Origin of the sequence: Oceaniferula spumae, assembly GCF_042849255.1 — a bacterium.
In the GTDB taxonomy this organism is placed as follows: Bacteria; Verrucomicrobiota; Verrucomicrobiia; order Verrucomicrobiales; family Akkermansiaceae; genus Oceaniferula; species Oceaniferula spumae.
Genome location: NZ_AP026866.1, coordinates 2823250 through 2846381, shown reverse-complemented (window position 1 = coordinate 2846381; position 23132 = coordinate 2823250). Strand labels below are relative to the sequence as shown.

The following is a 23132-nucleotide window of genomic DNA, read 5'->3' as shown; positions in this document are numbered from 1 at the left end:
GAGATCAACCGCGCCGTGTAAATCAGTTTCGCACCATTCACGATTTTAGCTCTGCAACTTCATCTCACAACGAACGGTATCGCGTCGGATGCATCGTCTTGTTAGGTGGAGATTATCACCGCTGCATGCCCTTGTTGTCAACCACGTGAACAACCGCCGCAAACCAAGAACCCAAGCACCGATGAATACCAAAAGCGTCTCCATCTGCATCGAAGTGAATTATGTTCGCGAACGAATGGTGACCCCTCGCCCTGTGCGATGATTGAGCTGGATGTTCATGTTCAACTGGGAAATCACAAATGGATGAGCCGCGGAAAATGTGCAAGGATGATAGACGATCAAACCTCGAATGAACACGGAGCCTAACGTAAAGCTCAACCGCCGGTGGGTCAAAGGTCAAAAACCAAGGAGGGGCTCAACTGTAAAAAGTCTCCGGACTACGAACGGTTAACGGTCGGATGCAGCGAATTGTTCGGCTTATTTATTAGGTTTTTCGATTCTTGATATATATTGCGTTCCATCAATAAAGCACATTACAAGTGCTCCTTTACCCGTCTTATTTTGATAGGTCAGGCTAGCGAAGTCATTAGCGTTGATGCGGAATGAATGGAGAGCATCCGTTCCTTTGGCAGGGGCGGCTTGACCTTGCCGATTCGACTGTGCGGTGCCATGGCCCATCCCTCCACTGCCTTGTGCCCACTCCACCAAGGCTGGGTAACTAGCCTGATATACCTCCCAAGCAGAATCTCGACCATCGTCCAGCTTACCGTGAACGTGAGGAATCATAGTCGTAACGCCAAATGCATGGGTTGTTCGGAAGCTGACTCTAAGCCCTTTGGCTTTACATGCTGCAGTAACTATAGACTTAAATTGCTCAAGACCCTTCTTAGGCTCTTTGGCTAATGTTGTGTCAAGAGTTCCAAAGCAGAATAGTGTAACTAAAGTGAGTAGTGTTTTCATGGTGTATTTTATTATTATTGCCGAACGTAGAGCTCAACCGCGCCGTGTAAAACAGATTCGCACCATTCACGATTTTAGCTCTACAACTTCATCGGACAACGAACGGTATCGCGTCGGATGAAGCGCCTTGTTGGGCTTATTTTTTGTCTTTGAACAGTTTTTTCATCTGCTTCGAAATCCACTGGTTTAACTCTTTAAACGTGTCAAACCTCGCTTCCTCATCACCGAACTTACCAACGAAAAAACTCTCTTTAACCTTCGTTGATGCATCAAAATCTACTTGGTAATACCCCATGAAACCCAACGTTAAATACGCTTCTACTTTCTGATCGGACTTCCTTCTAAAGATGTGTGGGCCACGCATCGTCATTGCCACTTCAATCTTCTCTCCCTCTGCTGGCTCCTTGCCACCGAAAGCAACATATATCTGGCGATCTACTTTCTTCTTCTTGTATTCTGACCAGAAAGCTTCCTCATATCTCTTAGCCGCAGCACCCTCAATTTTAGTTGAGGCACCCTTCGATTCGTCTCTGTCTTCTTTGGCAACAACGTCCCCAAACAGCGTAAGCATAATTATACATATGATGGTTTGAATTCTCATGTTTTATTATTGCCCAACGTAGAGCTCAACCGCGCGATGTAAACGGATTCCAATCATTAACGGATTTAGCTCACAATGGTTTCTGACTCCGGACGGTATCGCGTCGGATGAAGCGCCTTGTTAGACTCATTATTATTGATTGCAGTATTCCAGTAACCACTCAGCTTCTTCGTGAAATGGCGATTGCGAGTCACTTATAATCTTAGTCAGTGCGGGTCGGTATGTGTCAGCGTTGTGTTCAACAAAACCAGAAATTTCGGTGGTCAAGATAGCGCTGGAATGTCCTTCTTGTTCGTTCTGCTGAAGCATAGAAAATGCCTTCTCTAGATGGTCAACACCGCCAAGCAATAGCAGTTGAATCATCAGAAGCTCTCGCAGCCAGCAATAATTGCCTTCTCGCTCTAAATAACCTGTAATCATCGGCACATCCGCTGCCGTAGCCATATCAAGTATTCGGTCATGCGCGGCCAGTGTAGCATCTACGTCATCACTATCTCGACCATTCCACATGATCTCCAGGTTACGCTTGATATCGCTCATTCTTATTCTTGTCTAACGTAGAGCTCAACCGCGCGCTGTAAAACTGATTCGTAACCATTCATGTCCTTAGCTCACCATGGATTCTGGCTCACGGACGGTATCGCGTCGGATGAAGCGCCTTGTTCGATCACATTATTGAATTCACAGTAATGGAGGGTCACCATATCTAAGCTGCTCAACATCGGAAGGCTTAGCAAAAAGCATCACGTATCCACAGGAAGCACAAACCTTTGCACGCACAGGAGCTTCTATAGCACCCTTGAATACCCAAGCGCCCGGGTCTCGATGTGTGACTAGGGTCAGGTCCCATCTAGCATTATTTTCACCACGATCGATTACACCAACGTCTTCGATCAGATCTGCGCTTCCGCATTGATTGCATTTCATATTATTATTATCGAACGTAGAGCTCAACCGCGCGCTGTAAACCAGATTCGCAATCATTCATGCCCTTAGCTCTCAACAGTTTCTGGCTACGAACGGTATCGCGTCGGATGAAGCGCCTTGTTAGCCTACTTGGCGAGTAATTCTGAGATGCTATATTTAGGCTCTTTTATTCCTACTACATCCAAAAGGTGATCACGGAAGGCAATGAACTTCTTGAGTTCATCGACCATAGATTCAACGTCCACCCCCTGCTGTTTCAATACTTTAAGGGTCTGCATCTCATTAATGAGATGTAATGGAGACCAGACAGACTCCACTGTGTAATCCTTATCAGTAGATACCTCAATCACATATCTAGCCCCGTCAAGACCTTGAGTCATCCGCCTCTGCTCTTTGGTCAGATAAGACAGAGGCGTTCTTATTCTTGGCTTCATCACTTCTTCTTCCAGCATCTCAGAAATTCGATTACCCAACTCTACCTTGCCACTTAGTTCGATACCAGCTGGCTCTAACGTTTTATCGAAGCCGGCCTTTTTTCTAACCCAGTGGAGCTGGAGCCTCGTAATCTCTATAGAGGCACCACCACCGCCTCGCGAGTATGTTAGGAAAATAGGCTTAGAGAAGGACGTAAATATAGCTACACGGAATCTTACACTACCCCTCTCCTCCCGCTTATGAAGCATTGATGGCAGTAATGCATCTCGGTAATAACGCGTGTAATAGCTTTCTTTGCCCACGGGGAAATAGCTTTTCCCATTAGGTGAATTTGCAACCTCGAACGCAAGATCAACAGGGTCAGCAGATACATCATCCTTTTGGGCGCATGCTATGCTACAGGAAAGAATATAGCTAACGAGTATATGTCTGATTATGGTTTTCATATTTTTTGGCTAACGTAGAGCTCAACCGCCGGTGTGACAAGGTCGAAGGCTGTGGGTGGTTTATTACGTGAAATGGTTTCTGGCCTGGGAACGGTTAACGGTCGGATGAAGCGCCTTGTTAGCCTATTTTTGTCCTTAAATGATCAAACAAGTCCACTCGTGTCTGAAGACTAAATCGACCTTTGTCATCGTCCCATCTCGGAGGAAATATTGGACTCTTAATACCAAACGGACCCATGCCTCGATCCTCGTAATAATAGTCAGAGTGATCTGCGCTAAATCGATTGCATGCCAGAAGATCAAAGTATGTAAATTCTGAATCAGTCCGATATACATTGATGTCAATCCAGACCGGAATGCCTCCATCAATCCATAACATATCTATGGCTTCAGTCTCTTCGAGAGGAACAGTGTATTCATGCGGCTGCATGCCCAGATTTGGATAAGACTTCTCAGTTGTCTTCAAGTCTTCATATGGTTCATTGATATTTATGCAAAACCGCCAACGACTGGGCAAATTATCTGTGACAAATCTCGGTGTAACTTCATATGCACTTTCCGCTGCTTTGCGAAATAGTAATGTGAAATCGGATTTTTTCATTATTGGCTAACGTAGAGCTCAACCGCGCCGTGTAAACCAGTTTCGCTACCATTCACGATTTTAGCTCACAATGGTTTCTGGCTCACGAACGGTATCGCGTCGGATGAAGCGTCTTGTTCGGCCACTATTCTTGCGCTGGCACAGCTTCGATATTACCTCTAGGCCAACCATAAATTACAACCAGTGTTCCAAATGTCCGCCACTGACAACGAGTCTGATCGCACATATACTGGACTACCGTAGTTATCGGTGGATTATTCGCTAACTTAAGATTCACCTTTCTAGGATCATTACCGGCGGCAGGAATTATCTTATCAAGATGTGGCGCCTCGACATACGCCACCAGTAAATCCTGCCTTCTGGGATGCTCTTTAGATATTACGGTATTTAGCACTTTTATTGCCTGAGGAAGTGGCAACTTCTCAATTGTTAGACCGCTAACTGTTGCCTCCTTCTTACTAGATGGAACCTTGTCTTCAGCTTGCGTATATACAGCCAGACAAAGGAGTAAGGTTATTATCGTTTTCATATCATTTTTGCCGAACGTAGAGCTCAACCGCGCACTGTAAACTAGATTTACAGCCATTCACGATCTTAGCTCAACATGGTTTCTGGCTCTCGAACGGTATCGCGTCGGATGAAGCGCCTTGTTAGGCTTATTGTTTTGAGGGCGCGTCATAAGAGTCATCAATATCCAATGTCTCTATAACCGATCGAATAGCGTTAGAGCAACCCGCAGGATCTTCCAAGATGCCTAATGTCAGGTTCAGCTTACTATCACATGCCACATGATCAACCGCTCTGAAAAAATCATACTGCAGATCACACGCTACAATACTCCTATCCTTATAGTCGCATTGCCCCTTTCGCTTACGGACCATGAGGCGAAGATCGTCAGAACCTGTGTATTCGATATCTGTAATATCCCCTGCAACGAAACGAACAAGGTCATCAGCAAAACACCTCAAGCTGAAAGCATAACATGTCGTGCGCAATTCGATCTTGGACGCACCCTGATAATTACAACCAGGAGGAACCCACAACGTGGCAACAATGTCGAATTCACAGCTACTACAGGCAGACCATGTTATTTGTGACCTACTTTCATTGTCCCATCTGAGAATAAGGTCAAAACTATCTGTAATCTCAGCTTTCATTCTTATTATTGCCTAACGTAGAGCTCAACCGCGCCGTGTAAACCAGATTTGCAACTATTCACATTCTTACCTCTCAACAGTTTCTGGCTACGGACGGTATCGCGTCGGATGAAGCGTCTTGTTAGGCTCGTTTTTTGTAGATTGCTCTATAGAGGATTATGGGGCCTAAGAGCAAAATTACTATCCACATCGCCTTCCACGCGAGACGATAACCTATATTTCTATAGCGCACTACGAATTCTGGATAAACACCGTCACTGTATGCCACGTCAACGAGATCACCTGGTTCACTCATTAAACCAGAAGGTATAAAAAGAGCCTCCTCATTCCCCTCCCACGAATAAGCCACCTTAAGGTTCGAACTCGAAAGCCATCTCACTGAACCACTTCTACCATAATTCGAGGAATACTGGTATGTGTTATCAGAAACAGAGCGTTCATCTAGAATTACACCTTCAACTGATTCCCAATCTTGCGAGCGATTATGAGCGTATAATAAGGAAATCAGCTGTTTCAACTGAACTGCACCAAATCCGGCCACGAGTAATAGTACACAGATCCATGCCGCTTTGGCTGATTGGCTCTTCTTCATTTTTTTTTGCCTAACGTAGAGCTCAACCGCCGGTGTGACTAGGTCGAAGGCTATGAGAGGCTGATTCCGTGAAATGGTTTCTGGCTGAGGACGGTTAACGGTCGGATGAAGCGCCTTGTTCGACCACATTTTTGTCTAATCTGGTTACAAATTCCATGAAGTAATCTTCGTCAAAGACCTCAGGAAACACCATCCACTTGTTCGACTTAGGGTTATATAACATGGTCACGGGAACGGCAACTCGATCAAATTGGGATAATGCACTATTCGCTATTTTTTCATCATGGACGACATCCGATACAAGACTCAGTATACCTCTAGTCTTTAATTCCCTGCATACATTCTCTGTGAATAAAGTCCTCCATTGCACTTGTGATGTCATAGTCCATTTAGCGCCAATTGATATTATTATCGGCCGACCTGGCTGCATCTCAACATACTTTTGTGGACTATACTTCATAAGATACCATGGATCTGGTAACTCTTGACCGTCAGATAAAAATTGATCTCGCGATATGTGTTCATTGTCAACACTGATAGACTTGTCTTTGCAGGAACAAACGATGACACTTATGAGAATGCTGGCTACTATTGTCTTCATTATTCTTGTCGAACGCAGAGCTCAACCGCCGGTGTGACAAGGTCGAAGGCTGTGGGTGGTTGATTCCGTGAAATAGTTTCTGGCTAAGAACGGTTAACGGTCGGATGCAGCGTCTTGTTCGGCCACAATTATTCTAGAATGACCCACCACCAGCATCCTTCCACATATTATAACCCTCAAGCTCATCATCCAACACATCTTCCTGCCTAATCACAACAGGAGCCCACGACTTATACTCAGATATTGAAATTGGTAGGTGGCCAATACCAAAACCTCCAGGATCATTTATCGATCCAAGTGATAGTTCAGATGATTCAACGGATGATGGACGTTCAGACCACTTATTCATGTAGAGGCGAATGTGTATCGTCTGATCATCACGCGCTAAAACTTTAATCACGCCATAATCGCCATCTCCACTATTAACAGTACATAAAGCGCCCACATCTGTGACATCAATCTTCATTCGACCATTTTCGTTGTTTGTTTTTTTGCCGCAACCAAAAACCAAAATTGCACCCAGAATCGTAATGATGTATTTCATATTATTATTGCCGAACGTAGAGCTCAACCGCGCCGTGTAAAACAGATTCACACCATTAACGTTTTTAGCTCTGCAAAGTCATCGGACAACGAACGGTATCGCGTCGGATGAAGCACCTTGTTCTCTCTTTATTTGTTTGCGAGGAACTTGCTCTCAAAATCGATGAAGCTTGGGCAATCCTTAACTCGATGTGCTCCCCTGTGATCTGTGACTAGGCTAAAAACCGTTGTGCCGTCAGCCTGCTCTGACCGGTAGGCAAATCTCAAGTGCGCGTAGGTATGTCGGTTCTCGTTGAAAAGTAGAACGTGATATATTCGACCGCTGGAAAGTGTTCTGACGTAGTTAGGGGATCGGTGTGACTGTCTAGCATGTGATAGTAAAGTGCCGATTGCATCTTGGTCAGGTGTGTCCAGTATGAGGTCTGCCTCCGCCCTCATGCCGTTGGGGTCCCACCAAGCTTTCAGGTCTGATGAATGCAAAACCCACATGTGTGTAAATTCTTTTGTGCGCTTGCCCTCAAATGCGTTGATACACGATTCGTAGTCGATGTTGAAGGAGTCAAATTTATGATGCGGCGCTTTCCCCGGATTGGACAGCAGCACAAAAGCGAATATTGCTATGATTAGAAAGGCTATGCCGCCAAGGATTGCGAGCCATAGGTTTTTCGTTGATCCGTGCATGCAATTTTTTAGAGAACGTAGAGCTCAACCGCCGCCGGGACAACCGCCGAATACCCTAAATGGTTTTTCACTCTCAAAAGTTTCTGGCTACGGACGGTTAACGGTCGGATGAAGCGCCTTGTTCGGCCACATTCTTGAACGCAGCATTCATGATTAGGGATTAGAGTCTGACTTGTTCTTCAAAATGCTGTAAACAATGCCTAAAAGAATTAATTGTATCACCAATGATAATAATCTCGTCCATTTGGGGTCCGGTTCATCTGCATAGTTGACGTAGGAAAATACCTCAACAGCTATCCATCCTACGGCCAGAATTAGCACCACCCAATAACTGGATTTATTATTTATATTCATATGACGTGTTTATTTGTGTCGCGTCCATATTATATTATTGCCGAACGTAGAGCTCAACCGCGCCGTGTAAAACAGTTTCGCAACCATTCACGATTTTAGCTCACAATGGTTTCTGGCTCCGAACGGTATCGCGTCGGATGAAGCGCCTTGTTAGACCAATTTTCAATTGGCAAAGCTGTTTACGCTCATTCAACAGAACTTGGCAAAAACTGCTTCTTGAATCTCTGGTGCCGCTGGCAACTGATTCTTATAAAATGTGAATGAGTTAACTGCTTCCAACACTCCATTGTTCTTTGACGCCGATCCAACCCAGGCGTCATCTGGTAACGTTCCTACCTTACGCTTCACAAATTCTGCGTGTGATAGCCCAAAGTTCGCTGTGCTGTGAATCACCTTCCCCCCTTGCACGATGATAAGATAGTAATACCCATCTGGAATATTGATGCGTTCAGTCATTATTCTTATTCTTGTCTAACGTAGAGGACAACCGCCGGCTATAAAACCGTCTACGATCATTCAAATTTCAATGTGTAAAACGGCTTCTGGCTATGGACGGTTAACGGTCGGATGCTCCGCCTTGTTCGGTCTATTTTATTTAGAGGGTATGAGTGACGGTTCGATTATTACTATTAATCTCTCTTTCAGATTAGAGTAAACCACCATCCTCCCGGATTTATCGGGCAGACCTCGCACGACGTACAGCCATAAGATTGATTTATCTGCCTTACGAACATCTGAATCTCCAACGTCAACCTGAACCAGATCGTAAGCCTTACCAATTCGTTTGTCTTGTATCTCTACTAGCCAATATTTTGGATTCTCGGGAGTTCCGATAGAAATAGACGCCTGTGCATCAAACCCTCCGCCACTTCTCATGGCAGGAATAACAACTTTATTCAGAACATTACCTTTTAGATCCTCCCTTAGTATCGTCACTGTATAGGGTCCGTCAGGAAGCTTCTCATTACCTTCAGCCCAAGCGCATTGGCTGAACATTAACAGAAACATAGTGATGGCTGTGTATATTCTTTTGTATTTGTTCATAGCGTAAGATTAGACGGAGCTAACATGTTTCGTATTCATATTATTACCGAACGTAGAGCTCAACCGCCGCCGGGACAATAGCTGAATACTCTCAATGGTTTTTTGCTCTCAGATATTTCTGGCTTAGGAACGGTTAACGGTCGGATGAAGCGCCTTGTTCGGCCACATTTATTGCGTTCGTGAAACTACTCATCCTGCGGATTCCACCAGGCTTTCGGCATCCGACCATGATCTGTATAATCCAATCCAAGTTGCACCAAAGCAAACTTCAACCTCCTTCCGGAAAAGGTAGTAAACATGACGAATGGTGGATGATCCTCATGATTATGATACAGGCGGATACCGCTCCAACCCCAAGGATATCTGAAGAATCCACATGATGATATGTGTGCCCTCTGAAAATGGAGCTCGCGAAAAGACCATTTAATGGTGACCCCTTCAGCATCAATCACGAGCGTGGCAAACGGCCATGAATGGTGATTACTGCTCCAGCCGTCTCGGCCTAGAAATGCTTTGGGACCCTCGATGCGAAACCCTCCTCTATAATGTTTACTCACGTCTTCTTATTATTGCCGAACGTAGAGCTCAACCGCCGCCGGGACAACAGTCGAATACCTCAAATGGTTTTCCTCTCTCCAAAGTTTCTGGCTAAGGACGGTTAACGGTCGGATGAAGCGCCTTGTTCGGCCACATTATTGGTATTTCTCATTCAAGTCGTTGGCGGTTTTCCCTCTCTGAATCGACTTATACCTGCCTCGATAAATTATGTATCCTACGTTTGCCCATACCCATCCACTAAGAAACACCAACCCCGAAACTATCAACCACGCAGATGCCGTCTTATAATAGCTATCATGAACTGTGCCATCAGGGCTCCCAATTCCAGCCCCTACAATCATAGAAAATCCGTAAACTGCGCTGGCGACTAGTAATACAGCTCCAACAATTTGTAGTAACATAGGTATAAATCTCATTTCGTATTTTTTATTATTGCCGAACGTAGAGCTCAACCGCGTGGTGTAAAACAGTTTCGCATCATTCACGATTATAGCTCTACAACTTCCTCGGACAACGAACGGTATCGCGTCGGATGCAGCGACTTGTTCGGCCTATTTTTTGGGCTTCTCAAGCCTTGGCTTACCATCAATGAGGAAGCTGCTGTGCTTCTCCCAAATATCGAACTCGTCACCTGCTAAATCGTATCCTTCAACTTGGACTTTCGAACCTACTTTTAGATGCTTTATCCTCTCACTCTGCACCATTACGATTACTTCATCATCCTCTAAAAATGTAGTGAACTCATTTAATATCTTCGGAGCAAAATTAGCATTGCGACCGTATGATGTGATCTTATCCCTTTGCTCTTTCGTGAGATTAGTGGTCGACAGAACCAAAAAGTATCTTGCATTCGTCTTACTTACCCCAGTCGGGTTCACTATCGGCCACACGCTCTCTTGCTGCTGAGAAAATGACCCAACCCAAGTGAACGATTTGATAGTCCCAGAAAGGGTCTTCAGCTTAATATGAGGTAATGGCGCAGCAACTACTCCACCAATGAGCAAAGCTGTGATTAGAGTAAATATTGTTTTCATTATGTTTTTATTATTGCCGAACGTAGAGCTCAACCGCGCGCTGTAAACCAGTTTCGCTGCCATTCACGGTCTTAGCTCAAAATGGTTTCTGGCTCACAGGCGGTATCGCGTCGGATGAAGCGCCTTGTTAGGCTCGTTATTGAATTTGATCGTTGGGCACACCATTACTCTCTTCCGCCTCACAATCAGCCTTCGATAATCGATCTCTAATATGCCCCCACAAATCAACGGTCGCAAAAAACGCCAAGCCTGCAAAAAACAGAAAAAAAGAAAAACTTGATACCGCTCCAGATCCGTATGGAGCACCGCTTACAAACGCCAAGGTAGGAGCCTCACCTTGGAATAGCCCAACTACATAATATACACAAAATGCTCCACACCCCAAAGCCAGCAGAATCGCCATTGGAAGTTTCATTCTTGGAGTCTTCATTATTGCCTAACGCAGAGCTCAACCGCGCCGTGTAAAACAGATTCGCTGCCATTCACGATCTTAGCTCACAATGGTTTCTGGCTACGAACGGTATCGCGTCGGATGAAGCGCCTTGTTAGGTGGAGATTCTCACCGATGCAAACCCTCGTTGTCAACTCCGTGAACGACTGCCGCAAACCAAGAACCCGAGCACCGATGAATACCAAAATTGCCTCCATCATCATCGATCTGAATCATGTTCGCGAACGAATGACGATCCTCCACCCTGTGCGATGACTGAGCTGGATGTTCATGTTCAACTGGGAAACAAAAAAATGGATAAGCCACGGAAAATGTGCAAGGACGCCAGGTGATCAAGCCCAGAATGAACACGGAGCCTAACGTAGAGCTCAACCGCCGCCGGGACAATCGCAAAACATCATTCACGGATCAACTCTGACAGCCGCACGTCACAGACAGCGGACGGTTAACGGTCGGATGAAGCGTCTTGTTAGCTCATATTTTTGATATTCAGTGTGATCACGACCACTTATTCTCCTTAAAGGAAAACACATCGAAATCATCATGCTCAATGAAGAAGCATGGCAGCCGAAAAGATTCACCTCCTGCTGCTAGCCAAATGTCTCTTAGCCAGAGTGCAGCACAATCTCGTAACTGCCACGGGATATCTACATAATCCTCGATGTCTTCGTCGTTGTATTCCCATGATTTGATCGGGATTCCCCCAAGCGGGCAATCAAAGTCTGTGGACAACCCATCGGCAGTCGTTGGCGAAGTAATAATAGGCATACTACCATCAAAGTGATCATAAGGCCACATGACAAAGTATAAGCGCTCTACATCGTCATCAAATTCACCAGCCAAAATGGAACGCATAGCCACCACCGCGCTTGCCGAATATGGCTTGAAGTATGAAAAAACTCTATCTCGATATTGACGTTCTAGTTCATTCATCATTTTTATAGCTAACGTAGAGCTCAACCGCGCGCTGTAAAACAGATTCGCAGCCATTCACGGTCTCAGCTCTCAATGGTTTCTGGCTCCCGGGCGGTATCGCGTCGGATGAAGCGCCTTGTTCGGTTTCTTATTCTTTAGTTAGAGAAATCTTGTCCGCAAGCAAGCACTCCAAATCTAGTAATTGATACCGCTCGACAAACACCCATCTGATCCATCCCAATGGGTTCAACGGATCGAATGACCGCTCAGGAAGCAACCAGCAATCAAGGTCATCTTGCTCATTCACGGGTCTGAGTATCGTCAGCTCATACATTTGTGAATTATGGTTGATGCCAAATACAGCGGAAAAGTCTGCACTCTTATGAAAAATGCCTCCCTTACGTATGACATCGATACCGCACGATTGAAGCTGTCGAAAAACATCATCAGCATGACTGAAAGGTAGATAGTATGTAACGAGCATCGGTGCGAAATCTTCTTTCTTATTATTACCGAACGTAGAGGTCTGCCGCCGGTGGGTCAACGGTCGAAAACCTAAGATGGTCTTAACTGTAAAATGGCTCCCGACTACGAACGGTTAACGGTCGTCAGCACCGCCTTGTTCGGCCACATTATTCTACGCCAGCTTAGCATATACAAACCAAACGCAACTCGACCATGAAATTATCGATGCGAGGATTAAAGCTCGTGGATATCCCCTGAATACTCTGCCTATGGCGAGACAAGATCCTAGCAAAACAAAAAACGCCAGAATCGCATAAATTACAAGGCACCACGCATGATCCGAGATATAATTATTCCACTTATAATCTAGCCATCTCATTAAAGATGCCGATCCTAAAATCCACACAGGTAGAATTGCAAACGACCCAAGCCAGTACGCAATATCATCGGGAGTTGACCGCTCTAACTTCTCACCCATCGCTATACGAATAAGGAGACTGACTAGGGCATTCATATTATTATAGCCGAACGTAGAGGTCTGCCGCCGCGTATAGAACAGACGCAGGCCAAGTGAATTTATTAACTGTAAAACGGACTCGGACTAAGGACGGTTAACGGTCGTCAGCACCGTCTTGTTGGGCCCAGTTTTTGGAAATACTATTCATCTGCAAACGGATCTGGTTCCTCTCCAGACGAATTAACTTCGCTATCAGGAACTTTACTCTGCATGGCTCTGCGACTTTGATTAATCTTCATCATTCGCTGCTTCACAAGTGTATGCAGAACTTCATTCTTCATTCCGAAGTCAATAATCGATGACTTGTGCATATGCCCCTTAAGCTCCAGAATGATCTTCTCACCAGCGTAAAATCGCAGTGCAAGTGAGCACATGCACCCTCCGCCAAACTGGTGCTCATCATTGGTCTCAGTAAAACCTGCGTCTGTAGAAATGGGCACGAAATGCGAATACCTTCTCTCACGTTGTGTGTGCTTCAAATATACAGAGGACCAAACCGATATGATGGTCTTATCCTTCAAGGTAAACCAATCATCTGTTATGTTTGGTCTGTTGTATCCATACGCAATCGATGTAACCTTGGACAGATCCATCTTCGAGACAGGTGTCGGTTCCCATACACTAGTATTCACATTATAGCCTATCACCTTACCATCTCGTTTTATAAGAACCAGGGAACCCGACTCTTCAAAACTAACGCCGCTAGTCTCCCACTTGTGGTGCACCATCAAACTTCGTACTGCCTCAATACGCCTCGAGTCTTCGCAGAAAGCGTTATTCGCACACATAAGCGTCAATATTACCATTAGTGTTTTCATTGTATTTTTTATTGCCCAACGTAGAGCTCAACCGCGCCGTGTAAAACAGATTCGCAACCATTCACGATCTTAGCTCTCAATGGTTTCTGGCTCCCGGGCGGTATCGCGTCGGATGAAGCGCCTTGTTCGACCAAATTCTTCGGGGTATCAAGTAAATGAATGAATAAGTGAAAGGATAATCCAAAAGAATAAAAACGATATGGAAAGCTCACGACTTGATTTTAATGGCGCTGTATAAACCAATAGAAACATCAACATGGAAACACCAATTATTGTATCACCGACTAAATCTTCAGATCTCCTGTTAGCATAGACACTAAAAAAACCAAGGCAGATTACAAACACGCCAAATAGCCTATAATAAAGCGGACTTCCATTAAAACCTGGATTAGCCACATTATCTTCACCCTCAGAGTTCGTGTCGTTCATGATGTCTTTATTATTGTCGAACGTAGAGGACAACCGCCGCCGGGACAACCGCTGAATACCCTCAATGGTTTTTTGCTCTATACAGTTTCTGGCTAAGGACGGTTAACGGTCGGATGCTCCGCCTTGTTCGGTCTAATTATCGTCATAGCAATTCGAGTAATCTGGCAGCAAGCCACACAATAAAAATGACTCCCATCCAAAATACTTGAGGCAGTAACATGCCATAAACGATACCCTTCCAACGCATTACCCAGCCTGTCATAAATGAATAAAGCGCCGGGCTGTAACCAATAATGAATATGATACTGCTGAGTATACCTTCATACCATGATTCCTCACAAAGCCACCCTACGAGAAAATAACATGGGGCGGCCATGAACCCTGAAACCATCAAAATCAGCATGCGCTTCTTCAAACACGCCGCATTGCTGACAGGAGACTGATAGGTTAACAACTCTGTTGCCTTCATATTATTCTTACCGAACGTAGAGCTCAACCGCCGCCGAGACAAACGTCGAATACCCTCAATGGTTTTTCACTTTCAACAGTTTCTGGCCTGGGAACGGTTAACGGTCGGATGAAGCGCCTTGTTAGCCGGATTTATTCGTTTTTGAGGTTCTCCACGTAATCCACAAACTTCTTTAGTTCAGAATCTCCCACGGACAACCAATCGTATGAAATTCTGTCAGTAGACGGGTAAACGATGTAAAAATTATCCGTCTCCACGCTAATGCTTGTGCTCCAGATATATTGCTCTCCTCGATATACCGCAACCCCATAAGTTGGAGTATGCTTCCATACGGAGCCATGACCAGATGATCTAATTATGTCAGCTAAAATAGCGGAAATATTCTTAACATCCTCCTTGATTGTGATCTGTGAAATAATCTTCACCGAATGCTCATAAGGCGCTATCTGAAACGATGTCACCTTAGATGGAGTCTCGCTCAGCCCAAGCGGATCATCCGGATCTTGCTCAACGATTACATTCTGTAATGTATAAATTACAACCCTGTCTGCGTGATGCCTAATATACGCTGCAAGCCTCGTTCTATGTGAGCCTTGCTCCTTCTTGATATTCTCTAAAAATACCTGATCAAGATCCACAGAATCGCTTTCTTCACGCCCGCTATGTGATTCCTTATCCTTTTGGCATCCGAAAATAACAACAGATATGATCATTGATAACTGTAAGATCATGCTATCAGATTTCTTCATATTATTATTGGCTAACGTAGAGCTCAACCGCGCGCTGCAAAACAGATCCACAGTCATTCTCGATCTTAGCTCAAACTGGTTTCTGGCTCACAGACGGTATCGCGTCGGATGAAGCGCCTTGTTGGGCTTTTTAATTTAATCTGTAATACGAGGCTTAAGATCGCCAGAAGCAATTTTATCAAGAATGCTAATTTGTCGTTGCAGATCCTCGGGTGTTTGAATTGCGTCATCTGGATGTAACGGCGCTGACCATTGACAGATCTCTGAGAGGCCTAATGCTATGTTCTGAATAGACTGAAGTGCGAAAATCCACTCTTGATAAATTTGATCTGGGTGAACGTCACTCTCAATTCGATCTGAGATCTCGGATAGCACATTGCTCCTGTATTCCAGCATGCCATCAATCAGCTCTTTGGATGACGATATACACAATTCAGGTTTACAACTCTTAACCGTCCCACAACAAATTGGAAAACGCCAAACCCAATCAGCTGTGGCCCCACTCAAATTTGGGATAGCATGTTCTAGTATATCTATCCCCATTACAGATTGAGGGAAAACATGTTTCTCAAAGGTAATTGGCCTGTAGTCGTACGAGTTCATATTATCTAGCCCAACGTCATAAGCCACCCATCCACTACCGGGGGCGCGCTTCGACTTCAGGGTTAAAGGTTGGAATGGTCATTCAGATTTCGACTCGGGACGGGTAGTGGATTGGTGTGCGCTGTCTTGTTAGGCATCGTTTGGTTTTGAATTTCGCCTTTTGATCACCTCGTTCCAAAATACTTCTTCGGCTCTCAGAAGGTCGTCAATGTAAGATTGGTTTCTAGCGACTTTAGTCATCAGCGGGCGCCCCGGAGGAAAGTAGCAACAATAATCGATAGAGGCGAGTCCAGTAATAGCCATCAGATGTTGGAATTGGCCATAGTAGTAGCGCGGAGGACGACCAGTTTTAGCGGTGGTCCTGTAAGCAGATTGGCCACACTTAATCTCAACAGCGCGTGACCCATCTGCCGTGATTCCATCTAGGCTGGCGCGGAGCCATTCATATTGGAGACTTTGGAGGCACTGCGGCTCCGACTCTATCGAAAGTTTGGTGTTGTAGTATGCTCTCGCTTTAGGTTCGAGGGCAACACCGCGTGCCATAGCTGCATTCATATGGCCCTTCGTCGGCGAACAACATTTCTGCCGAAGAAGAGTAGATGGGCTTTCAAAACGGTTTTCACCCATAATCGTGGAAGCCTCCGAAGCCCCTATGCCATCGTGGCGCCATGCCAACCACTCGGAGGTGCCCTGTTCCAGTGTGATGATTGAGTAGGGTTTATTCATTTTGCCTAACGTAGAGCTCAACCGCGCACTGTAAAACAGATTCGCTGCCATTCACGATTTTAGCTCACAATGGTTTCTGGCTACGAACGGTATCGCGTCGGATGAAGCGCCTTGTTAGCCCAAATTTTAGAAGGAAACTATATCTACTGCAACATTCGCATTACCTGCAATCCCATCTGATCGTATTGAGTTGATTATATAATCGCAGCCACCATCTCTCCCCAACTTAATATAAAATGTTGTGGTATCTGAATCATGCGTTGTGGCACCGCTAGAAAATGTATCATACTGATGCTTGTTGCGACAATACTCTTTGAGTTCATTAACGAAAGCGAACTGCAAGTGTTGATATTCTTTGAGCGTTAGTTTCAGCTCGTGCTTCGTATTACGCAAGTTTTGACTAACTATTTTCGCTTGCTCATCAGGAAGGTGCTTCGTGAAAATCGTATTTATCTCGTCTACCGTGACTGCAGTGCTTGTCTCCGTGCCATCCGCCTCTCGACTGCATCCACAGAACACGGCTGTAATAAGCCCTAGGAGTATCATCGCTATTGTTTTCATTATTTTAGGCTAACGTAGAGCTCAACCGCCGGTGTGACAAGGTCGAAGGCAGTGAGTGGTTGTTTCGTGAAATGGCTCGCTGGCTCAGGACGGTTAACGGTCGGATGCAGCGCCTTGTTCGGCCACATTTATTACCAGACACTTCTCTCAATCGATTTGTCTCTCTTAAAATCTGCGAGCACTGAAACTCGGAACTCCTTATTCGGTCCAGGATTGAGGGTAATGGTTCCGGTCAACCGACAAGTTATAACGTCATCAGAGACCTTCAACACCTCCAGCGTGAAATCCTCAAATCCTTCATGAACCCATTCATAGTAGTTCGTAAGATTAAACAGCGGATCACGATCTATGTATGCAGGCTGATTAGCCCACTTATCCCCCGCTACAATATTGGGAGGCTCAGGTAGAACTATCGTAACTTCCAGCTTAGGATTATACTCCGCAGTATCCTTCGTGACACAGCTCAACGTAAATTCGCACCCATGTGGTTCGACGTTGAAATTATATGATGCGCTCGCAATAGAGAGGACGACCTCTGCATCATCGCGGAATGTGACCAGTGTGTTATCAGGTTGCTCCCGTGTCATAGTTGATTCGATATTATTGTGCTGCTCGCTACACCCCCAGAAAGGGATAGCTACTACAAGAATGATAAAACGTGATCGCATGTCTTTCTTATTATTGCCGAACGTAGAGCTCAACCGCGCCGTGTAGAACAGTTGTGCAATCATTAATGTTTTTACCTCTTCATGGTTTCTGGCTCACGGACGGTATCGCGTCGGATGAAGCGTCTTGTTCGGCCACATTATTATCCGTAAAACGCGGCATAGATGATCACCGCACAAAATAATGCTGATACTGCCGAGAAGCCAAACGAAGATAAGTAGAACATTGCGGGAGACTTCTCTCTGCTGAAAGTTGGACCGTTCAGCCAAGTGAATGTACCAGTATAAAATGTAGCACCATTAAAGACGATGAACGCCAGGGTAAATAATATGCTGGAGAGCCTAATACCCAATCGGAAATCACCTAGAGAACTAGTCACAATTAACACGATCGCGAAAATGGCGATGAGAGAAACAAACGCATATGCAGAATACTTCTCAATCTGCTCTTGTTGGTTATCTCGTGTCTTCATTCTTATTCTTGCCGAACGTAGAGCTCAACCGCCGACGGGTGCGCGTCACCGATCAAACATGGTTCAATGTGTCCAAAGTTCGCTGGCTAAGTACGGTTAACGGTCGGATGCAGCGCCTTGTTAGCTCTATTTTTTTCGGTGCGCTTTGATTCGCGCTTTCGCTTCCTCTAGAGAATTACCCTCCCAAACGTCTACACGGCTATCGTCTGCAAAATAGTTGTCTGCAAAGTTCTGAGCGAAGTGCCACGGATGATATGTCCAGCCATCTCGACTCGCGTTAGCTGAGTTGCGAATCCAAAGATCCCAAATCGCAATTTCGATCGTGTCTGATAGATGTGACTCCACAACGACATGCTTCCTCCAATCTCCTCCATGCTTCTCAAAGAAGGTAGGGTGCTTAGAAGAAAAGTCAGCAAGAGCATTCAAACTTGCTTCAGGGAGTTCTTCAATCACATCGATGACATACATCTCAAAGAAATATTCGAGAGGCCTCTGTTCATGGTAATACGGCGCAAGCGTGGACATCACCTCATCATAACTTGTCGGAAATGGAGGCATCTCTGGTGGGATATATGGTTCATTCATGGTTGGCGTAGCAATATCCTTGCTTTGAATTTCATGCGATTTCCTCTCACACGATGCGACTAGGAATACAACAACAGTTACGATAATCGGTGATATGGCGTGTGTCATATTATTATTAGCTAACGTAGAGCTCAACCGCCGCCGGGACAACAGTCGAATACCCTCAATGGTTTTTCACTCTCAAGGGTTTCTGGCCTAGGAACGGTTAACGGTCGGATGAAGCGCCTTGTTCGGCCACATTCTTGTCTTTGGAAATGGCTCTATCCTTCCACTTCGACGGATCTAAGCCAAGTGCAAGAATGCCGTAAACAAGCGCAAGGAGAATTCCTAACGTGCTCAAAATCTCCTCTATCTCAAACTCGTTCTGCTTGTTGACTCTCTGAATGATGCCCAATGTCATTAATATCGCGATAAGGCTCAAAGCGCCAAATCCCAATGATACTGTAAAGGTGTTAGGCCACATGCCTGCAGGAATCCAAAATGCTACAGTTGGAGCAATGACGAGACCTAAGAGTGCAGGCACAATAAGTAACTTGCCAATACTGCGCCATGGTTCACGGCTCGAGCAAATTTTACTCCACATTGCTCCTCCGCGTAGTGTCTTCATATTATTATTGCCGAACGTAGAGCTCAACCGCGCACTGTAAAACAGATTCGTAATCATTAACGCTTTTAGCTCACAATGTTTTCTGGCTACGAACGGTATCGCGTCGGATGAAGCGTCTTGTTAGACTTCTTATTATCCGTGCACCCAATATAGGAGAAGCAACAAACAGGGAACAATCAGGAGCAAAAACCAACCAGCCCATCTAAGGAAAACAGGATTCGATGGCTTATCGATATACCTCCCCCTACCCAACAGGATTCCTTTATATTCGCTCATAGCATCTGGAAACCAAATGCAAGCGAGAGGTAGAGAATAGTAAATACTTACCCTCATTACGCCAGCGATATCATCTACTCTAAACGCCATCACCGCCCAAATAGAAAATACGAGAGCTGATGCTATCCGATGTGCGCGCTGACGCTTATCGACAGCGTAATTTGCTTCTTTTATCATTCTTGTCTAACGTAGAGCTCAACCGCGCCGTGTAAAACAGTTTCGCATCATTAACGACTTTAGCTCTGCAAAGTCATCGGACAACGAACGGTATCGCGTCGGATGAAGCGCCTTGTTCGGCCACATTGTTACTCATTCCAAGCCGTTAGCTTATCAGCATCCAGATCAATATCCACGATAACTGTTCTGGCGGGCTTCTAATTCGTTGAGAAAACGATGCCTACCGCATGAGCATTGGCATCTAGATCTTCCTCAATATGCGCATGAAATATCTCAAACTGGCTAATAACGGCATCAGCATCAGAGGAGTCTTTCACATCCAACATGTAACCCTCAGAGCGAGACCATAACAACAGTGCATCGGCAATAGATGGCTTCAGGTATTCTTCGCGTAACACATACATGTCGTAAATATCTCTATGCTGCTTTGAGATATGATCATCCTCATAGTTCTCCTGAGGCTCTAGAGGTATGATGAACTCTAAAGAATCGTTAGTTAAGTGACTAGGGTTTACATCAGCAAACCAAACAGCTCCGTCGTTATAACTATCGTCTAATGGGTGTGTCATTGTATTTATTATTGCCGAACGTAGAGCTCAACCGCGCCGTGTAAAACAGATTCGCAATCATTCACATTCTTAGCTCTGCAACTTCCTCTGACAACGAACGGTATCGCGTCGGATGAAGCGTCTTGTTCGGTCTATTTTTTGAATGTTAGGGAAAAGGATTTCTTCGAGATACTCAACACATCGGGCTTAACTATTGGATAGCTCTTTCTTTGTGTTTGATTCGTAACCACCAATAATCCCACAATCTTCTTCGTCTCAATTGTATAAACAATCACCAACGTCTGCTCGTCACTGAGCTTACAAAATACAAACCGCTGTCCTTTCTTCGGAGCCCACTGTAAACCATGCTGCGAACCATGTGAAAAACCATACTTGTCCAGCGCCTTTACAACTTCCGTAACATTTAACCCTGGCTTGATGACATATTCTTCACCTTGGGAAAATACAGATGATGCCAGAATAACGATTATTGTAATGAGTGTCTTCATATTATTACCGAACGTAGAGCTCAACCGCCGGTGTGACAAGGTTGAAGGCTGTGAGTGGTTGATTCCGTGAAATGGTTTCTGGCCTGGGAACGGTTAACGGTCGGATGAAGCGCCTTGTTCGGCCGATTTTTTGGTTCAATCTATGGCTTACTAAGTTCATTAATCACTTCTTTAAGCGTCATTCTAAATGCCGGAACATCATCACCATAAACCGCAATTTCAGATAATACTTGTAACTCCCCACCCTGCATCTCGTAAAATATTAAGACGCTATCGTGAGTGCGAGCTTCTGATGACATTCTAGTGAAAGACGATACGACGTCACCTATCTTATAAGGCACCTTGGCTACACTGGTAGCGTAAAGACTGCGAACCATCTTGTATTCAGTATCTTTACCTGAGTGCCTTGCGCTACATAGGAGAACTAGATCAGCCTTAGACTTAGCTTTAGGAAGACTGTCGGGCCCGCTACCTATTCGACACCCCATCACCATGAGAAACGCTGCAAAGACGATTATTGTTTTCATATTATTATTGCCGAACGTAGAGCTCAACCGCCGCCGGGTCAAACCTTGCAAATCTAAAATGGTCTTAGCTCAAAAACGTCTCTCGACTCCGAACGGTTAACGGTCGGATGCAGCGCCTCATAAGATGGATTTGCACCGCCTGATAGGCTAACAAACTTGTTTCCCACAAGGAACCCAAAACGGCTGCGTGATGCAATCTGGTGCAGCGCCAAGACCTCCGTTCGCCCGGATGAGTCTGTGAACAAGATCAGGCATCACGCAGCTCTCCAGGCTTTCAAGTCCGAGCAGTATCTTAGATCAACGAATCTGTTTTGATGAGACTGAGACTCTCCGGCCGGGAGGTGTTTTGAGTGCCGTGTCAGAAGCAAGCTTCCACAAACCAATTACTATGAAACCACTATCCACACCAGCCCCCTTTCTGGGAATCGATGTCGGCAGGGCGGACCTCTTCTGCCATGTCATCTCAATTACAGCCACAGAGTCCGGACGCTTCGACAATACCCCCGACGGTATCCGCAGCCTTGTCTCATGGCTCTCTGAAATCGCGGACCCGGCTTCGGTTCTCGCCTGCCTTGAGCAGACCGGGCATTACGGCAAACCGGTCGCCAGCGCCCTCCACACACTCGGAGTGCGGTCACTCCATCTGGTCAATCCCCGCCAGATCAAAGCCTTCGGCAACCAGAAGCTGAGACGCAACAAGAGCGACACCGCCGACGCCAGACTCATCGCCCAGTTCCTCAGGTCGGAGCATGAGGAATTGCGTCCGTGGACTCCCCTTCCGGCTGATCATGACAAGGTCAAGGAACTCAGCCGCTACGCCGAGTCACTCACCCGGGATACCGCACGACTCAAAACCAAACTGGAAGCTGTCACACTCGTTGACGTCAGGCGCTCGATCAACCGGCGCATCAAGGCCCAGCAGAAGGAACTCGAAACCATTCGTGGCAAAATATCGAAGATCGTCTCCAACAACACACAGCTCAGCGCCCAGAACTCTCTTCTGCACAGCATCCCGGGCCTCGGTGAAACCACCTGCCAGATCCTTCTCGCCGAGCTTCCCGAGATCGAACTCTTCGGAGACGCCCGGCAACTCGCAGCCTGGGCGGGTGTCACCCCGAGGCATTTCGTCAGCGGCACGTCGGGCAAGTCGAGCACCCCCATCACCAAAGTCGGTTCTTCCAACTTGCGCAAAGCCCTCTACCTCCCGGCCATGACTGCGATGACCTACAACCCGCTGCTCAAGGAGTTCGCCCGGCGTCTCAAAGAGAATGGCAAAACCGGAAAACAGGTCGTCGTCGCTGTCATGCGAAAGCTCCTTCACCAAATCTACGGCATCCTCAAATCAGGGCAACCCTTCGACCCGGACAAGCGCGGCTTGAGAACCGCATTACCCTCACCGGGCACCTCGTAGAAGATCACTTTAAAACTTCAAATCACCGTTGACTTTGCAACGCAGTATCTTGTTCGGCTTATTTTTGTAGTATCGGATTAGGACTAATTCCTAGGCGTTGCAAAATTGTAGGCGGTC

Annotated in this window: 27 protein-coding genes; 1 reads left to right on the top strand and 26 read right to left on the bottom strand. The window is 45.8% G+C overall.

Translation table 11 applies throughout. From position 1 onward, the window contains the following. Positions 1-477: 477 nt before the first annotated feature. The 26 genes from ACSPJT_RS11885 to ACSPJT_RS11760 all read right to left on the bottom strand — a co-directional run bounded on the left by ACSPJT_RS11885 (position 478) and on the right by ACSPJT_RS11760 (position 21604). On the bottom strand, positions 478-960 hold the full coding sequence (locus ACSPJT_RS11885) for a hypothetical protein (RefSeq protein ID WP_435892772.1): 483 nt from the start codon (positions 958-960) through the stop codon (positions 478-480). A gap of 136 nt (positions 961-1096) precedes the next feature. Next, positions 1097-1561 carry a hypothetical protein gene (locus ACSPJT_RS11880; protein WP_435892771.1) on the bottom strand — a complete coding sequence of 155 codons (465 nt, stop codon included), beginning with the start codon at positions 1559-1561 and terminating at the stop codon, positions 1097-1099. A 132-nt stretch (positions 1562-1693) separates the two neighbouring features. Further along, a complete protein-coding gene (locus tag ACSPJT_RS11875; protein WP_435892770.1) occupies positions 1694-2101 on the bottom strand; it encodes a hypothetical protein in 408 nt (135 codons plus the stop codon). Positions 2102-2613: 512 nt separating this feature from the next. Next, positions 2614-3369 (bottom strand): hypothetical protein, encoded by a 756-nt coding sequence (locus ACSPJT_RS11870; protein WP_435892769.1) that lies wholly within the window; start codon positions 3367-3369, stop codon positions 2614-2616. 118 nt (positions 3370-3487) lie between these two features. Next, entirely contained in the window at positions 3488-3970 is a 483-nt protein-coding gene (locus ACSPJT_RS11865; RefSeq protein ID WP_435892768.1) for a hypothetical protein, read from the bottom strand. 124 nt (positions 3971-4094) lie between these two features. Next, entirely contained in the window at positions 4095-4499 is a 405-nt protein-coding gene (locus ACSPJT_RS11860; RefSeq protein ID WP_435892767.1) for a hypothetical protein, read from the bottom strand. 1954 nt (positions 4500-6453) lie between these two features. After that, entirely contained in the window at positions 6454-6864 is a 411-nt protein-coding gene (locus tag ACSPJT_RS11855; protein ID WP_435892766.1) for a hypothetical protein, read from the bottom strand. A 1223-nt stretch (positions 6865-8087) separates the two neighbouring features. Further along, positions 8088-8354, bottom strand: a complete 267-nt coding sequence (locus ACSPJT_RS11850) for a hypothetical protein (RefSeq protein ID WP_435892765.1) — start codon at positions 8352-8354, stop codon at positions 8088-8090. A gap of 135 nt (positions 8355-8489) precedes the next feature. Continuing rightward, the gene (locus ACSPJT_RS11845; protein WP_435892764.1) at positions 8490-8942 is read right to left on the bottom strand and encodes a hypothetical protein; all 453 of its coding nucleotides are present in this window, start codon (positions 8940-8942) and stop codon (positions 8490-8492) included. A 1109-nt stretch (positions 8943-10051) separates the two neighbouring features. Beyond that, positions 10052-10534, bottom strand: coding sequence for a hypothetical protein (locus ACSPJT_RS11840; RefSeq protein ID WP_435892763.1), 483 nt, complete (start codon positions 10532-10534; stop codon positions 10052-10054). 136 nt (positions 10535-10670) lie between these two features. Continuing rightward, positions 10671-10949, bottom strand: a complete 279-nt coding sequence (locus ACSPJT_RS11835; protein WP_435892762.1) for a hypothetical protein — start codon at positions 10947-10949, stop codon at positions 10671-10673. A 534-nt stretch (positions 10950-11483) separates the two neighbouring features. Next, positions 11484-11921: a hypothetical protein gene (locus ACSPJT_RS11830; RefSeq protein ID WP_435892761.1), complete on the bottom strand. Its 438-nt coding sequence runs from the start codon at positions 11919-11921 to the stop codon at positions 11484-11486. A 1101-nt stretch (positions 11922-13022) separates the two neighbouring features. Next, entirely contained in the window at positions 13023-13700 is a 678-nt protein-coding gene (locus ACSPJT_RS11825) for a hypothetical protein (RefSeq protein ID WP_435892760.1), read from the bottom strand. 147 nt (positions 13701-13847) lie between these two features. Further along, on the bottom strand, positions 13848-14129 hold the full coding sequence (locus ACSPJT_RS11820) for a hypothetical protein (RefSeq protein WP_435892759.1): 282 nt from the start codon (positions 14127-14129) through the stop codon (positions 13848-13850). Positions 14130-14271: 142 nt separating this feature from the next. Next, positions 14272-14598, bottom strand: coding sequence for a hypothetical protein (locus tag ACSPJT_RS11815; RefSeq protein ID WP_435892758.1), 327 nt, complete (start codon positions 14596-14598; stop codon positions 14272-14274). Positions 14599-14729: 131 nt separating this feature from the next. Next, positions 14730-15347 (bottom strand): hypothetical protein, encoded by a 618-nt coding sequence (locus tag ACSPJT_RS11810; RefSeq protein ID WP_435892757.1) that lies wholly within the window; start codon positions 15345-15347, stop codon positions 14730-14732. 135 nt (positions 15348-15482) lie between these two features. Continuing rightward, positions 15483-15950, bottom strand: coding sequence for a hypothetical protein (locus ACSPJT_RS11805; RefSeq protein WP_435892756.1), 468 nt, complete (start codon positions 15948-15950; stop codon positions 15483-15485). A gap of 129 nt (positions 15951-16079) precedes the next feature. Next, positions 16080-16676 carry a lambda-exonuclease family protein gene (locus ACSPJT_RS11800; RefSeq protein WP_435892755.1) on the bottom strand — a complete coding sequence of 199 codons (597 nt, stop codon included), beginning with the start codon at positions 16674-16676 and terminating at the stop codon, positions 16080-16082. Positions 16677-16802: 126 nt separating this feature from the next. Beyond that, positions 16803-17237, bottom strand: coding sequence for a hypothetical protein (locus ACSPJT_RS11795; protein WP_435892754.1), 435 nt, complete (start codon positions 17235-17237; stop codon positions 16803-16805). Between the two features lie 131 nt (positions 17238-17368). Beyond that, entirely contained in the window at positions 17369-17968 is a 600-nt protein-coding gene (locus ACSPJT_RS11790; protein WP_435892753.1) for a hypothetical protein, read from the bottom strand. A 77-nt stretch (positions 17969-18045) separates the two neighbouring features. Continuing rightward, complete coding sequence (locus ACSPJT_RS11785) at positions 18046-18375, bottom strand: hypothetical protein (RefSeq protein ID WP_435892752.1); 330 nt, start codon at positions 18373-18375, stop codon at positions 18046-18048. A 126-nt stretch (positions 18376-18501) separates the two neighbouring features. Then, positions 18502-19068, bottom strand: coding sequence for a hypothetical protein (locus ACSPJT_RS11780; protein WP_435892751.1), 567 nt, complete (start codon positions 19066-19068; stop codon positions 18502-18504). 97 nt (positions 19069-19165) lie between these two features. Continuing rightward, on the bottom strand, positions 19166-19567 hold the full coding sequence (locus ACSPJT_RS11775) for a hypothetical protein (RefSeq protein ID WP_435892750.1): 402 nt from the start codon (positions 19565-19567) through the stop codon (positions 19166-19168). 650 nt (positions 19568-20217) lie between these two features. Continuing rightward, complete coding sequence (locus ACSPJT_RS11770; RefSeq protein ID WP_435892749.1) at positions 20218-20589, bottom strand: hypothetical protein; 372 nt, start codon at positions 20587-20589, stop codon at positions 20218-20220. A 131-nt stretch (positions 20590-20720) separates the two neighbouring features. Then, complete coding sequence (locus ACSPJT_RS11765) at positions 20721-21077, bottom strand: hypothetical protein (protein ID WP_435892748.1); 357 nt, start codon at positions 21075-21077, stop codon at positions 20721-20723. A gap of 140 nt (positions 21078-21217) precedes the next feature. Beyond that, complete coding sequence (locus ACSPJT_RS11760) at positions 21218-21604, bottom strand: hypothetical protein (protein WP_435892747.1); 387 nt, start codon at positions 21602-21604, stop codon at positions 21218-21220. Positions 21605-21992: 388 nt separating this feature from the next. On the opposite strand from ACSPJT_RS11760, the gene ACSPJT_RS11755 reads away from it, so the two are divergent. After that, positions 21993-23015: an IS110 family transposase gene (locus ACSPJT_RS11755; RefSeq protein WP_435892730.1), complete on the top strand. Its 1023-nt coding sequence runs from the start codon at positions 21993-21995 to the stop codon at positions 23013-23015. The last annotated feature ends 117 nt before the right edge of the window (positions 23016-23132 follow it).

Bases quoted from the DNA above. Each gene is read 5' to 3' on its own strand.
- ACSPJT_RS11875 (WP_435892770.1), bottom strand. From the start codon at position 2,101: ATGAGCGATATCAAGCGTAACCTGGAGATCATGTGGAATGGTCGAGAT.
- ACSPJT_RS11870 (WP_435892769.1), bottom strand. From the start codon at position 3,369: ATGAAAACCATAATCAGACATATACTCGTTAGCTATATTCTTTCCTGT.
- ACSPJT_RS11760 (WP_435892747.1), bottom strand. From the start codon at position 21,604: ATGAAAACAATAATCGTCTTTGCAGCGTTTCTCATGGTGATGGGGTGT.
- ACSPJT_RS11820 (WP_435892759.1), bottom strand. From the start codon at position 14,129: ATGAACGACACGAACTCTGAGGGTGAAGATAATGTGGCTAATCCAGGT.
- ACSPJT_RS11770 (WP_435892749.1), bottom strand. From the start codon at position 20,589: ATGACACACCCATTAGACGATAGTTATAACGACGGAGCTGTTTGGTTT.
- ACSPJT_RS11780 (WP_435892751.1), bottom strand. From the start codon at position 19,068: ATGACACACGCCATATCACCGATTATCGTAACTGTTGTTGTATTCCTA.
- ACSPJT_RS11880 (WP_435892771.1), bottom strand. From the start codon at position 1,561: ATGAGAATTCAAACCATCATATGTATAATTATGCTTACGCTGTTTGGG.
- ACSPJT_RS11860 (WP_435892767.1), bottom strand. From the start codon at position 4,499: ATGAAAACGATAATAACCTTACTCCTTTGTCTGGCTGTATATACGCAA.
- ACSPJT_RS11755 (WP_435892730.1), top strand. From the start codon at position 21,993: ATGAAACCACTATCCACACCAGCCCCCTTTCTGGGAATCGATGTCGGC.
- ACSPJT_RS11790 (WP_435892753.1), bottom strand. From the start codon at position 17,968: ATGATTGCACAACTGTTCTACACGGCGCGGTTGAGCTCTACGTTCGGC.
- ACSPJT_RS11795 (WP_435892754.1), bottom strand. From the start codon at position 17,237: ATGAAAACAATAGCGATGATACTCCTAGGGCTTATTACAGCCGTGTTC.
- ACSPJT_RS11825 (WP_435892760.1), bottom strand. From the start codon at position 13,700: ATGAAAACACTAATGGTAATATTGACGCTTATGTGTGCGAATAACGCT.
- ACSPJT_RS11850 (WP_435892765.1), bottom strand. From the start codon at position 8,354: ATGACTGAACGCATCAATATTCCAGATGGGTATTACTATCTTATCATC.
- ACSPJT_RS11765 (WP_435892748.1), bottom strand. From the start codon at position 21,077: ATGAAGACACTCATTACAATAATCGTTATTCTGGCATCATCTGTATTT.
- ACSPJT_RS11845 (WP_435892764.1), bottom strand. From the start codon at position 8,942: ATGAACAAATACAAAAGAATATACACAGCCATCACTATGTTTCTGTTA.
- ACSPJT_RS11805 (WP_435892756.1), bottom strand. From the start codon at position 15,950: ATGAACTCGTACGACTACAGGCCAATTACCTTTGAGAAACATGTTTTC.
- ACSPJT_RS11835 (WP_435892762.1), bottom strand. From the start codon at position 10,949: ATGAAACTTCCAATGGCGATTCTGCTGGCTTTGGGGTGTGGAGCATTT.
- ACSPJT_RS11830 (WP_435892761.1), bottom strand. From the start codon at position 11,921: ATGATGAATGAACTAGAACGTCAATATCGAGATAGAGTTTTTTCATAC.
- ACSPJT_RS11800 (WP_435892755.1), bottom strand. From the start codon at position 16,676: ATGAATAAACCCTACTCAATCATCACACTGGAACAGGGCACCTCCGAG.
- ACSPJT_RS11885 (WP_435892772.1), bottom strand. From the start codon at position 960: ATGAAAACACTACTCACTTTAGTTACACTATTCTGCTTTGGAACTCTT.
- ACSPJT_RS11855 (WP_435892766.1), bottom strand. From the start codon at position 6,864: ATGAAATACATCATTACGATTCTGGGTGCAATTTTGGTTTTTGGTTGC.
- ACSPJT_RS11785 (WP_435892752.1), bottom strand. From the start codon at position 18,375: ATGAAGACACGAGATAACCAACAAGAGCAGATTGAGAAGTATTCTGCA.
- ACSPJT_RS11810 (WP_435892757.1), bottom strand. From the start codon at position 15,347: ATGAAGAAATCTGATAGCATGATCTTACAGTTATCAATGATCATATCT.
- ACSPJT_RS11775 (WP_435892750.1), bottom strand. From the start codon at position 19,567: ATGAAGACACTACGCGGAGGAGCAATGTGGAGTAAAATTTGCTCGAGC.
- ACSPJT_RS11815 (WP_435892758.1), bottom strand. From the start codon at position 14,598: ATGAAGGCAACAGAGTTGTTAACCTATCAGTCTCCTGTCAGCAATGCG.
- ACSPJT_RS11865 (WP_435892768.1), bottom strand. From the start codon at position 3,970: ATGAAAAAATCCGATTTCACATTACTATTTCGCAAAGCAGCGGAAAGT.
- ACSPJT_RS11840 (WP_435892763.1), bottom strand. From the start codon at position 10,534: ATGAAAACAATATTTACTCTAATCACAGCTTTGCTCATTGGTGGAGTA.